Source organism: Magnetococcus sp. PR-3 (assembly GCF_036689865.1).
Classification (GTDB): Bacteria; Pseudomonadota; Magnetococcia; order Magnetococcales; family Magnetococcaceae; genus Magnetococcus.
The window spans coordinates 97,571-106,774 of record NZ_JBAHUQ010000016.1 but is presented as its reverse complement, the minus strand read 5'-3'; the positions used below and the strand labels follow the sequence as shown (position 1 = coordinate 106,774).

Here is a 9,204-nt window from a genome sequence, read left to right as displayed (position 1 = left end):
CTAAGCTCTGTAGACGTTTGAGGAACACACATGATGGATAGCCAAAAAATCCGCATCCGTTTGAAGGCCTTTGATCATCGGATCCTAGATCAAAGTACTGGTGAGATTGTGCAGACTGCTCGTCGTACCGGTGCTGATATCCGTGGACCGATTCCGCTGCCTACAAAAATCAATCGTTACACGGTTCTGCGTTCACCTCACGTAGATAAAAAAAGCCGTGAGCAATTCGAGATCCGCACCCATAAGCGTATCATCGACATCATCAATCCTACGCCCCAAACGGTGGATGCATTGATGAAGTTGGACCTCGCTGCAGGTGTGAATGTCGAGATCAAGCTATAATTAGCTTGACTTTGGAGAGTGGTGACGTATGATCTCCGCTCCCTTTAAAGCATCCTCCCTTATCGGACAGTCGCTTTGCGAAGGTTGGGGTAGGGGAGGCAATCGATAATAATATGAGGAAAAGACATGCGTAGTGGTCTGATCGGCCGTAAGCTCGGCATGTCCCAGATGTTTACCGAGGATGGTCAGCGTATCGCTGTTACCTTGGTACAACTGGGTCCCTGTGCTGTAGTGGCCAAGCGTACAGAAGAGCAGGATGGTTACAACGCCATTCAGCTTGGTTTTGAAGAAGCCAAACCTTCCCGCATCTCTAAAACTGTCCGTGGGCAGTATGCCAAGGCTAATGTGACGCCTCGGCGGGTTTTGCGTGAATTCCGCGTCGCCAATCCTAACGACTATGAAGTGGGTCAAGAGCTTAATGCTGAGCATTTTGCCGTAGACAGCTTTGTCGACGTTACAGGTCGGACGGTGGGTAAAGGTTTTGCCGGTGGTATGAAGCGTTGGGGTTTCCGTGGTGGTCGTGCTACCCACGGTTCTCACAAGGTACACCGCTCCATCGGTTCTATCGGTCAGTGTCAAACTCCTGGTCGAGTATTTAAGAACAAAAAGATGCCTGGTCAAATGGGTAAAGAAACTCAGACCGTGCAGAATTTGAAAGTGGCTTTCGTGGACAGTGAAAAGTCCATCGTAGCCGTGAAGGGGAGCATTCCCGGTTCCAAGGGCTCTCTGGTGTTGGTTCGGGACGCCTTAAAAAAAGGCTCTGCCTGATTAGGTGTGGATAGAAGGAAATCACCATGATCCAAGTACCCGTTAAAGACGCCAATAACCAGGAAGTTCGCAGTGCGGAGTTAAATGAATCCGTTTTTGGTCGTGAGATCCGTGCGGACCTTCTGGGTATGGCCGTCAACTATCAATTGGCCAAACGTCGCAGCGGTACCGCTGCGGTTTTAGGTCGCAGTGATGTGCGCGGCGGTGGAAAGAAACCTTTCCGTCAAAAAGGCACAGGTAACGCCCGTCAGGGCACAACCCGTGCGCCTCAGTTCCGTACTGGTGGTATCGTTTTCGGTCCCCAGCCTCGTGACTTCGGCCACAAGATGAACAAAAAAGTACGTAAGCTTGCGCTGCAAACAGCACTTTCCGCCAAAGCCTCTTCGGAGGAGATGGTGGTTGTTGAAAAGCTCGAGCTGGAAGGTCCTAAGACCAAAGGGATGAAAAGCCTGCTGAGCAGCCTTGGTGCTGAGAAGTCGACTTTCATCGTGGTTAAAGAGCTTTCTGATAACGTGCTGCTGTCAGCTCGCAACATTCCTAACGTGCTTGTTGCAGATGTTGATGGTGTGAACGTTTACGACCTGCTGCGCTACGAAAAGCTGGTCATCACCGAGGAAGCGGTGCGTAGCCTTGAGGAGAAGCTGGCATGAACGAGTTGAGCATGTATAACGTTCTGGTTCGCCCGCTGGTGACTGAAAAGTCCACCATGCAGCTTGAAAAGGGTAACCAAATCAGCTTTGCCGTCGCCACTTGGGCCAACAAGCCCCAGATTAAAAAGGCGATCGAGACCATCTATAGCGTTAAGGTTGAGGCGGTGCAGGTAAGCAACGTCAAAGGTAAGGCCAAGCGCTTTGGTAAGCTCGAAGGTAAGCGTAAGGATTGGAAGCGGGCCGTGGTTCGTCTCCAAGAGGGTCAATCCATCGACCTGTTCGATCAGGGCGCCTGATTGGCACGAAGAGGAGAGTCTCAATGGCACTGAAGAATTACAAACCGACTTCCGACGGTAAGCGCCATCAGGTATCGGTGGACTACAGCGAACTGAGCAAAGAGGGCCCCGAGCGCTCATTGCTGGCCCCCCTTTCTAAAAAGGGTGGTCGTAACAACTACGGACGTATGACTGTTCGTCACCAAGGTGGTGGACACAAGCGTCGGTACCGCATCATCGACTTTAAGCGTAACAAGTTTGATGTGCCGGCTAAGGTTGCTCGTATCGAGTATGACCCTAACCGCACCGCTTTCATTGCGCTGCTGCATTACACCGATGGTGAAAAAGCTTATATTTTGGCGCCTCAGCGTCTCCAGGTTGGAGATACGGTTGTGGCCGCTAAGAGCATCAGCAATGTGGATGTGAAACCCGGTAACGCAATGCCTTTACGGGCGATGCCAATCGGTACCATCGTTCACAACGTTGAGCTTAAGCCTGGCAAGGGTGGACAAGTCGCCCGTAGTGCTGGTAACTACATCCAGCTGATGGGTAAAGAGGGCAAGTATGCCCAGCTTAAAATGCCTTCCGGCGAAATGCGTTTGGTGTTGCTCGAGTGTATGGCGACCGTAGGTATGGTCTCCAACCCCGACAACTCCAACAGTAAAATCGGTAAAGCAGGACGTACCCGCTGGATGGGCAAGCGTCCCTCTGTTCGCGGTGTTGTGATGAACCCTGTGGATCACCCCCATGGTGGTGGTGAAGGTCGTACCTCTGGTGGCCGTCATCCGGTCACACCTTGGGGTGTACCTACCAAAGGTAAGAAGACCCGGTCTAAGACCAAGGCTTCTGATCGTCTCATCATGCGTCGTCGTAAGTAATCCGAGAGAGGACGAAGAGAATGGCTCGTTCAGTCAAAAAAGGTCCGTTTTTAGACGACTATCTGGTCAAGAAGGTGGAGACTCTACGGGAGAATTCCCGCAAAGAGTTGATCAAGACTTGGTCACGTCGCTCCACCATCATCCCCGAGTTTGTTGGTTATACCTTCGGGGTTCACAATGGCCGCAAGTTCATTCCAGTGCTGATCACCGAAAATATGGTGGGTCACAAGCTGGGCGAATTTGCTCCCACCCGTACCTACTACGGTCACGGTGTGGATAAAAAAGCCAAGCGTCGCTAAGAACGGGAGAGTATTGTCATGCAAGAAGCACGTGCTACGACTAAGTATCAGCGCGTCTCTCCCTATAAAGTGCGTCTGGTCATTGATCAGATTCGCGGTATGCAGGTAGAGAGTGCTATGAATCTCCTGGCCTTCTCCAAGAAGCGCGCAGCAGGTGTCATTCGTGAGACGTTAAAGTCCGCAGTGGCCAATGCTGAGGAGAATATGGGCCTGGATGTGGATACCCTGGTGGTCTCCAAGGCTTATGTGGATCAAGGTCCGACCATGAAACGGTTTAAACCCCGTGCACGTGGTCGTGCTACTCGAATTCTGAAGCGGACTTCCCACATCACTGTGGCGGTTCGTCCTCAGGAAGATTAAACCAAGGAACGAGGAGGATACCATGGGACAGAAGGTTCATCCGACAGGGTTCCGTTTGGGAACCACAAAGACCTGGGACACCCGTTGGTTTGCGGATAAAAATTTCGCCGACCTGCTGCTGGAAGACATCAAGATTCGCGCTTGGTTAAAAAAGCGTTTGGCACATGCCAGCGTTTCCAAGATCGTAATTGAGCGTCCTGCCCAAAAAGCGCGCATTAACATTCACACTGCGCGTCCCGGCATCATTATCGGTAAGAAGGGCGCCGATATTGAGAAGCTGAAGAACGACATTAAGGCCATTGCCAGCTCCGACGTGCAGATCAATATTGTTGAGATCCGCAAGCCAGAAGCTGATGCACAATTGGTTGCAGAAAATGTCGCGCAACAGCTTGAGCGCCGTGTTGCTTTCCGACGCAGCATGAAGCGTGCCGTAACCTCAGCCATGCGTCTGGGTGCAGAAGGTATTCGTATCAACTGCGCTGGTCGTCTTGGTGGAGCTGAAATCGCCCGTACCGAATGGTACCGCGAAGGCCGTGTGCCCCTGCACACCCTGCGTGCCGATATCGACTACGGCTTTGCTGAGGCCAACACCACCTACGGCATCATTGGTGTCAAGGTGTGGGTCTACAAAGGCATGCTCATTGAAAAGAAATAAGGACAGGGGTATAATCCCATGCTTCAACCTAAGAAGACCAAGTTCCGGAAGGCGCACAAGGGGCGCGTTCACGGCCTAGCATACCGCGGTAGTTCACTCAACTTCGGACAGTTTGGCCTTAAGGCGATGGGTGCATCGCGCATCACTGCGCGTCAGATCGAAGCAGCCCGTCGTGCAATGACACGTCACATCAAACGTGGCGGTCGTGTTTGGATTCGTGTTTTTCCTGATGTTCCGGTTTCTAAGAAACCAGCTGAAGTTCGTCAGGGTAAAGGTAAGGGTAGCCCAGAGTTCTGGATTGCCCGTGTCAAGCCTGGTCGCATTCTCTATGAAATGGAGGGTGTTGATGAAGAACTGGCCCGCGAAGCTATGCAGCGTGCTGCAGCTAAGCTACCAGTTAAGACCAAGTTTATTGTTCGTGAAGGGGGTTGATCATGAGCGTAGCCTCCGAAATGAGGGATATGTCCGTCGAAGCGCTGGAAGATAAATTAAAAGCTCTCCACCAGGAAGCTTTTAACCTGCGCTTTCAACACGCGACTGCCCAACTGGAGAATACGTCCCGTATCCGTCAGGTTCGCCGGGAAATCGCGCGCATCAAGACCGTGATCGGAGAGCGGAAGGCTAAAGAGGAAGTGTAATGGCCAAGCGTATTATGCAAGGTGTCGTTGTAAGCGACAAAATGGACAAAACTGTGGTCGTAAAAGTGGAGCGTAAAGTACGTCATCCGCTGTACGGCAAGATTGTGCGTCAGTCCAAAAAATACAAAGCGCATGATGAAGAGAACCAATACCGCACCGGTGATACGGTAATGATCCAAGAAAGTCGCGCTATGAGCAAAGACAAGAACTGGATTGTTACTGAACGCACTATGGCTGCGGTGGAAGGCTAAGGAGGAGCGGACATGATTCAAGTCGAATCTCAACTTGAAGTGGCCGATAACTCCGGCGCCAAGAAAGTTCAATGCATCAAGGTGATTGGTGGTTCTAAGCGTCGTTACGCCCGTGTCGGTGATGTCATCATCGTTTCGGTCAAATCGGCGCTGCCACGCGGCAAAGTAAAAAAGGGTGAAGTAGCTCGTGCCGTGGTGGTTCGCACCAAAAAAGAGATCACGCGCCCTGATGGTAGTCTCATTCGTTTTGACAAGAATGCGGCTGTATTAATCAACAAGGCCGGTGAGCCTGTGGGAACGCGTATCTTCGGTCCCGTAACCCGCGAATTGCGGGCACGGAACTATATGAAGATCATCTCCCTGGCCCCCGAAGTGCTGTAAGGGGAGGCGTGATCCATGGCAATAAGTAAAAGTGACTTCAGCACAGATCTGAAGAAGGGCGACACCGTAATCGTGGTCGCTGGTAAGGACAAGGGTAAGCAGGGTCAAATTCTGCAAATTCTCGGTAAGAAGTCCTCAGTGTTGGTGGAAAAGGTGAACATGATCAAGCGTCACACCAAGCCCCAACAAAATGCTGAGGGTGGCATTGTCGAAAAAGAAGCCCCCATCAATATCAGCAATGTGATGATCGTGGACCCTGCAACAGGCAAAGGGACCCGAATCAAGAAGAAAGTTCTTGAGGATGGTCGTAAAGTGCGTGTGGCAGCTGGTTCCGGTGAAGTGCTGGACAAGTGAGCGAGATAGGGACCTAAAATGGCTGATCTGAAACAGGTTTACCATGACAAGGTAGTGCCCGAGCTCAAAGAGAAGTTCGGCTACTCCAACATCATGCAAGTACCACGTCTGGAAAAGATTGTGGTGAATATGGGCGTCGGTGAGGCAATCAACGACAAAAACATTTTAAAACACGCCATTGGCGACATGGAGGCGATCACTGGCCAAAAGGCCATGACCACCTACGCCAAGAAATCCATTGCGGGCTTTAAGCTACGTGAAGGACAGGCAGTAGGGTGCCGTGTAACCCTACGTCGTCAGCAAATGTGGGAATTTCTTGATCGTTTGATCAATACTGCACTTCCACGTGTGCGTGACTTCCGTGGCGTGAGCGATAAAGCCTTTGATGGCCGTGGCAACTACACCATGGGTGTTAAGGAACAGATTATCTTCCCTGAGATCGACTACGATAAGGTCGATAAAGTACGGGGTATGGATATCTGCATTGTGACCAGTGCCAAGACCAATGATGAAGCCCGCGAGCTTCTCGCCGGTTTCAACATGCCGTTCAGGAAGAAGGAAGGGAACAATGGCTAAGACTTCCATGGTAAATAAGGCCAACAGCAAGCCTAAGTTTGCTGTGCGTTCCTACAACCGTTGTAAGCGTTGTGGTCGTCCTCGTGGATACCTACGTAAGTTCAAGATGTGTCGCATTTGTGTGCGTCAGCTTGCACTGCGTGGTGAGATTCCGGGCGTCACCAAGGCTTCCTGGTAAGCGGTCAAAGGTTGTAAGGAGAACGCCGATGAGCATGAACGATCCAATCAGCGATATGCTGACACGCATTCGCAACGCACAGATGGTTGGCAAGGATAACGTTGTTATGCCTGCCAGCAACATGAAGAAGCGTATTGCTGACATTCTTAAAGAAGAAGGTTACATCGAGTCAGTCAGTGAGACCGTGGATGGTGAGAACCACCCCGCACTGGACTTGACTTTGAAGTACTACCAGAACAAGCCGGTCATTGAGGAGATTAAGCGTATCTCCACTCCCGGTCGTCGTACCTACGTGGGCAAAGCAGAGATTCCCTCGGTGTATCAGGGGTTGGGTATCGCCATCCTCTCTACCAGTAAGGGTGTCATCTCTAGCCGCCGTGCGCTCGAGTTGGGCGTTGGTGGTGAACTGCTCTGCACCGTCTACTAATCGTCGAGGTTTGAACCATGTCACGTATTGGAAAACAACCGGTGACGGTACCCGACGGTGTGGATCTAAAGATCGACGGCACCGTGGTGACCGCCAAGGGCAAACTGGGTGAACTCACCCGTGAATTCCACGAAGCAATCAGCTTCACCCAAGAGGGTGCCGCTGTTAATGTTGCTGTGGACAACAACGAAAAGAAAAGCTCTGCACTATGGGGGCTTTCCCGTTCACTACTGAACAATATGGTAGTGGGCGTTTCCCAAGGCTTTTCCAAGCAGCTCGAGATTCAAGGCGTGGGTTACCGTGCCGCGGTCAAAGGTCGCACCCTGGAGTTGACCCTGGGCTTCTCTCATCCTGTTAACTATGAGCTCCCCAAAGGGCTTGAAGCGACAGTTGAGAAGAATACCCTGATTACGATTAAAGGGGCCGATAAAGAGGTGTTGGGTCAGGCATGTGCCGAGATCCGCTCCTGGCGTCCCCCAGAGCCGTACAAGGGTAAAGGGGTCCGTTACGTGGGTGAGTATATCCTGCGTAAAGAAGGTAAGAAGAAATAATCGAGGTGTTTGGCGATGGCTAAGGATCGAAATCAAGCGAGAAAGGCCCGCAGCGCCCGCGTGCGCACGAGGATCAAGAAGGTACAGGGTGAACGTCCCCGTCTTTCGGTCTTCCGTAGCGCCCGTCATATCTACGCTCAGATCATTGATGACAATCAGGGTCGTACCCTGGTATCTGCCTCTACGGTAGAAAAGTCTCTGCGCGATGAGGTGAAGAACGGCGGAAACGCGGATGCGGCAGCCTTAATTGGTAAACGTATCGCTGAGAAGGCGAAAGAACAGAACATCACAGAAGTGGTGTTCGACCGCGGTGGCTTCCTTTATCACGGCCGTACAAAGGCCCTGGCCGAAGCAGCCCGTGAAGCCGGGTTGAACTTCTAAGAGGGGATGAATGATGAGTCAACGTGATAGAAAAGGCCAAGACAACAATTACGAGAACGAGAGTGAGTTCATCGAAAAGTTGGTTGCCATCAAACGTACCGCTAAGGTCGTTAAAGGTGGTAGTCGCTTTAACTTTTCCGCCATTGTGGTGGTAGGAGATGGCAAAGGCTCTGTGGGTTATGGTCTGGGTAAGGCCAAAGAGGTGCCTGAGGCCATTCGTAAGGCAACCGAGCAAGCCCAAAAGCAGATGATCAAAGTAGAAATCAAAGATAGCCGTACGTTATACCATGAGATCGTAGGTCGTTTCGGTGCCGGTCGTGTGGTATTACGCCCTGCTTCTGCTGGTACGGGGATCATCGCTGGTGGTTCTATGCGTCCTATCTTTGAAGCTGTTGGGATCAGTGATGTGCTGGCCAAATCGACCGGTACCTCCAACCCCCACAACCTGATCAAAGCGACCTTCGCTGCATTGCAAAGCATCAACCCACCAAACCGGGTTGCAGCTAAGCGCGGCATGTCCACCAAAAACGTCCGCATCTGCGACTAATAGGAGGATAAAATGGCCGATATGATCAAAGTAAAGCTGGTACGGTCTCCCATTGGTCGTCCCGAGAAGCATAAGCGTATTGTGACTTCTTTGGGTTTGACCAAGATGAACCGTGTGAAGGAACTTCCCGACAACGACGCCATCCGTGGACAGATCAAAAAGATCAGCCACTTGGTGGCCGTGGTCGATTAAAAGGCGCGGGTAACGAACCATGAAATTGAACGAAATTCCCGCCGTACCCGGCAATGGTCAGAGCAAGAACCGTGTAGGTCGTGGTCCGGCCAGCGGTAACGGCAAAACTGCAGGTCGTGGTCACAAGGGTCAAAAAGCCCGTAGTGGCGGCTACCACAAAAGCGGTTTTGAGGGCGGTCAGATGCCCTTACAACGTCGTTTGCCAAAGCGTGGTTTTACGAACTTCACCCGTAAAGAGTATTCCATCGTTCAGGTGGAAGCTCTGGAGAAGTTCTTTGACGCTGGTAGCGAAGTGACTGCCGAGGCTCTGCGTGAGAAGGGTCTGCTGGGCAAAAAAGCCAAAAGCGGCATCAAGCTGCTGGCCAACGGTGAAATTACCAAGGCCATTACTGTCCATGTGGACAAGGCCTCTGCATCAGCCATCGCTAAGATGGAAGCTGCCGGTGGTAAAGTTGTGCTAGCCGAAGTGGCGACCCCTGAAGGGGAAGCTTAAGTCAGGCG

Annotated in this window: 21 protein-coding genes; all 21 read left to right on the top strand. The window is 51.7% G+C overall.

Annotated features, from left to right (window positions below):
• The first annotated feature begins 33 nt into the window (after positions 1 to 33).
• The 21 genes from rpsJ to rplO all read left to right on the top strand — a co-directional run bounded on the left by rpsJ (position 34) and on the right by rplO (position 9,196).
• Positions 34 to 342, top strand: a complete 309-nt coding sequence (rpsJ, locus tag V5T57_RS11135; protein ID WP_332891304.1) for a 30S ribosomal protein S10 — start codon at positions 34 to 36, stop codon at positions 340 to 342.
• 126 nt (positions 343 to 468) lie between these two features.
• Positions 469 to 1,110 (top strand): 50S ribosomal protein L3, encoded by a 642-nt coding sequence (rplC, locus tag V5T57_RS11130; protein ID WP_332891288.1) that lies wholly within the window; start codon positions 469 to 471, stop codon positions 1,108 to 1,110.
• 26 nt (positions 1,111 to 1,136) lie between these two features.
• Complete coding sequence (gene rplD, locus V5T57_RS11125) at positions 1,137 to 1,760, top strand: 50S ribosomal protein L4 (protein ID WP_332891287.1); 624 nt, start codon at positions 1,137 to 1,139, stop codon at positions 1,758 to 1,760.
• Positions 1,757 to 2,056, top strand: coding sequence for a 50S ribosomal protein L23 (gene rplW, locus V5T57_RS11120; protein WP_332891286.1), 300 nt, complete (start codon positions 1,757 to 1,759; stop codon positions 2,054 to 2,056). The genes rplD and rplW overlap by 4 nt, the downstream gene beginning before the upstream one ends.
• A 23-nt stretch (positions 2,057 to 2,079) precedes the next feature.
• A complete protein-coding gene (gene rplB / locus V5T57_RS11115) occupies positions 2,080 to 2,913 on the top strand; it encodes a 50S ribosomal protein L2 (protein ID WP_332891285.1) in 834 nt (277 codons plus the stop codon).
• Between the two features lie 20 nt (positions 2,914 to 2,933).
• Positions 2,934 to 3,212 carry a 30S ribosomal protein S19 gene (rpsS, locus tag V5T57_RS11110; protein ID WP_332891284.1) on the top strand — a complete coding sequence of 93 codons (279 nt, stop codon included), beginning with the start codon at positions 2,934 to 2,936 and terminating at the stop codon, positions 3,210 to 3,212.
• Between the two features lie 18 nt (positions 3,213 to 3,230).
• A complete protein-coding gene (rplV, locus tag V5T57_RS11105; protein ID WP_332891283.1) occupies positions 3,231 to 3,572 on the top strand; it encodes a 50S ribosomal protein L22 in 342 nt (113 codons plus the stop codon).
• A 22-nt stretch (positions 3,573 to 3,594) separates the two neighbouring features.
• Positions 3,595 to 4,227 carry a 30S ribosomal protein S3 gene (rpsC, locus tag V5T57_RS11100; protein WP_332891282.1) on the top strand — a complete coding sequence of 211 codons (633 nt, stop codon included), beginning with the start codon at positions 3,595 to 3,597 and terminating at the stop codon, positions 4,225 to 4,227.
• 18 nt (positions 4,228 to 4,245) lie between these two features.
• A complete protein-coding gene (gene rplP, locus V5T57_RS11095; protein WP_332891281.1) occupies positions 4,246 to 4,659 on the top strand; it encodes a 50S ribosomal protein L16 in 414 nt (137 codons plus the stop codon).
• A gap of 2 nt (positions 4,660 to 4,661) precedes the next feature.
• On the top strand, positions 4,662 to 4,865 hold the full coding sequence (rpmC, locus tag V5T57_RS11090) for a 50S ribosomal protein L29 (RefSeq protein WP_332891280.1): 204 nt from the start codon (positions 4,662 to 4,664) through the stop codon (positions 4,863 to 4,865).
• Complete coding sequence (gene rpsQ / locus V5T57_RS11085) at positions 4,865 to 5,116, top strand: 30S ribosomal protein S17 (RefSeq protein WP_332891279.1); 252 nt, start codon at positions 4,865 to 4,867, stop codon at positions 5,114 to 5,116. Before rpmC ends, rpsQ begins: the two co-directional genes overlap by 1 nt.
• Before the next feature lie 12 nt (positions 5,117 to 5,128).
• Positions 5,129 to 5,497 (top strand): 50S ribosomal protein L14, encoded by a 369-nt coding sequence (rplN, locus tag V5T57_RS11080; protein ID WP_332891278.1) that lies wholly within the window; start codon positions 5,129 to 5,131, stop codon positions 5,495 to 5,497.
• 15 nt (positions 5,498 to 5,512) lie between these two features.
• Positions 5,513 to 5,851, top strand: a complete 339-nt coding sequence (gene rplX / locus V5T57_RS11075) for a 50S ribosomal protein L24 (protein WP_332891277.1) — start codon at positions 5,513 to 5,515, stop codon at positions 5,849 to 5,851.
• A gap of 18 nt (positions 5,852 to 5,869) precedes the next feature.
• Positions 5,870 to 6,427 carry a 50S ribosomal protein L5 gene (gene rplE, locus V5T57_RS11070; protein WP_332891276.1) on the top strand — a complete coding sequence of 186 codons (558 nt, stop codon included), beginning with the start codon at positions 5,870 to 5,872 and terminating at the stop codon, positions 6,425 to 6,427.
• Positions 6,420 to 6,605, top strand: coding sequence for a type Z 30S ribosomal protein S14 (locus V5T57_RS11065; RefSeq protein ID WP_442918201.1), 186 nt, complete (start codon positions 6,420 to 6,422; stop codon positions 6,603 to 6,605). The genes rplE and V5T57_RS11065 overlap by 8 nt, the downstream gene beginning before the upstream one ends.
• Positions 6,606 to 6,633: 28 nt before the next feature.
• Entirely contained in the window at positions 6,634 to 7,032 is a 399-nt protein-coding gene (gene rpsH, locus V5T57_RS11060; protein WP_332891275.1) for a 30S ribosomal protein S8, read from the top strand.
• Between the two features lie 17 nt (positions 7,033 to 7,049).
• Positions 7,050 to 7,583, top strand: coding sequence for a 50S ribosomal protein L6 (gene rplF / locus V5T57_RS11055; protein ID WP_332891274.1), 534 nt, complete (start codon positions 7,050 to 7,052; stop codon positions 7,581 to 7,583).
• 15 nt (positions 7,584 to 7,598) lie between these two features.
• Positions 7,599 to 7,964 (top strand): 50S ribosomal protein L18, encoded by a 366-nt coding sequence (gene rplR, locus V5T57_RS11050; RefSeq protein ID WP_332891273.1) that lies wholly within the window; start codon positions 7,599 to 7,601, stop codon positions 7,962 to 7,964.
• Positions 7,965 to 7,977: 13 nt separating this feature from the next.
• Positions 7,978 to 8,511 (top strand): 30S ribosomal protein S5, encoded by a 534-nt coding sequence (gene rpsE, locus V5T57_RS11045; protein ID WP_332891302.1) that lies wholly within the window; start codon positions 7,978 to 7,980, stop codon positions 8,509 to 8,511.
• Positions 8,512 to 8,523: 12 nt separating this feature from the next.
• Positions 8,524 to 8,703: a 50S ribosomal protein L30 gene (gene rpmD / locus V5T57_RS11040; RefSeq protein WP_332891272.1), complete on the top strand. Its 180-nt coding sequence runs from the start codon at positions 8,524 to 8,526 to the stop codon at positions 8,701 to 8,703.
• 19 nt (positions 8,704 to 8,722) lie between these two features.
• On the top strand, positions 8,723 to 9,196 hold the full coding sequence (gene rplO / locus V5T57_RS11035; protein ID WP_332891271.1) for a 50S ribosomal protein L15: 474 nt from the start codon (positions 8,723 to 8,725) through the stop codon (positions 9,194 to 9,196).
• The last annotated feature ends 8 nt before the right edge of the window (positions 9,197 to 9,204 follow it).

Coding starts and splice junctions, on each gene's coding strand:
- rpsJ (WP_332891304.1), top strand. CDS start 34: ATGGATAGCCAAAAAATCCGCATCCGTTTGAAGGCCTTTGATCATCGG.
- rplC (WP_332891288.1), top strand. CDS start 469: ATGCGTAGTGGTCTGATCGGCCGTAAGCTCGGCATGTCCCAGATGTTT.
- rplD (WP_332891287.1), top strand. CDS start 1,137: ATGATCCAAGTACCCGTTAAAGACGCCAATAACCAGGAAGTTCGCAGT.
- rplW (WP_332891286.1), top strand. CDS start 1,757: ATGAACGAGTTGAGCATGTATAACGTTCTGGTTCGCCCGCTGGTGACT.
- rplB (WP_332891285.1), top strand. CDS start 2,080: ATGGCACTGAAGAATTACAAACCGACTTCCGACGGTAAGCGCCATCAG.
- rpsS (WP_332891284.1), top strand. CDS start 2,934: ATGGCTCGTTCAGTCAAAAAAGGTCCGTTTTTAGACGACTATCTGGTC.
- rplV (WP_332891283.1), top strand. CDS start 3,231: ATGCAAGAAGCACGTGCTACGACTAAGTATCAGCGCGTCTCTCCCTAT.
- rpsC (WP_332891282.1), top strand. CDS start 3,595: ATGGGACAGAAGGTTCATCCGACAGGGTTCCGTTTGGGAACCACAAAG.
- rplP (WP_332891281.1), top strand. CDS start 4,246: ATGCTTCAACCTAAGAAGACCAAGTTCCGGAAGGCGCACAAGGGGCGC.
- rpmC (WP_332891280.1), top strand. CDS start 4,662: ATGAGCGTAGCCTCCGAAATGAGGGATATGTCCGTCGAAGCGCTGGAA.
- rpsQ (WP_332891279.1), top strand. CDS start 4,865: ATGGCCAAGCGTATTATGCAAGGTGTCGTTGTAAGCGACAAAATGGAC.
- rplN (WP_332891278.1), top strand. CDS start 5,129: ATGATTCAAGTCGAATCTCAACTTGAAGTGGCCGATAACTCCGGCGCC.
- rplX (WP_332891277.1), top strand. CDS start 5,513: ATGGCAATAAGTAAAAGTGACTTCAGCACAGATCTGAAGAAGGGCGAC.
- rplE (WP_332891276.1), top strand. CDS start 5,870: ATGGCTGATCTGAAACAGGTTTACCATGACAAGGTAGTGCCCGAGCTC.
- V5T57_RS11065 (WP_442918201.1), top strand. CDS start 6,420: ATGGCTAAGACTTCCATGGTAAATAAGGCCAACAGCAAGCCTAAGTTT.
- rpsH (WP_332891275.1), top strand. CDS start 6,634: ATGAGCATGAACGATCCAATCAGCGATATGCTGACACGCATTCGCAAC.
- rplF (WP_332891274.1), top strand. CDS start 7,050: ATGTCACGTATTGGAAAACAACCGGTGACGGTACCCGACGGTGTGGAT.
- rplR (WP_332891273.1), top strand. CDS start 7,599: ATGGCTAAGGATCGAAATCAAGCGAGAAAGGCCCGCAGCGCCCGCGTG.
- rpsE (WP_332891302.1), top strand. CDS start 7,978: ATGAGTCAACGTGATAGAAAAGGCCAAGACAACAATTACGAGAACGAG.
- rpmD (WP_332891272.1), top strand. CDS start 8,524: ATGGCCGATATGATCAAAGTAAAGCTGGTACGGTCTCCCATTGGTCGT.
- rplO (WP_332891271.1), top strand. CDS start 8,723: ATGAAATTGAACGAAATTCCCGCCGTACCCGGCAATGGTCAGAGCAAG.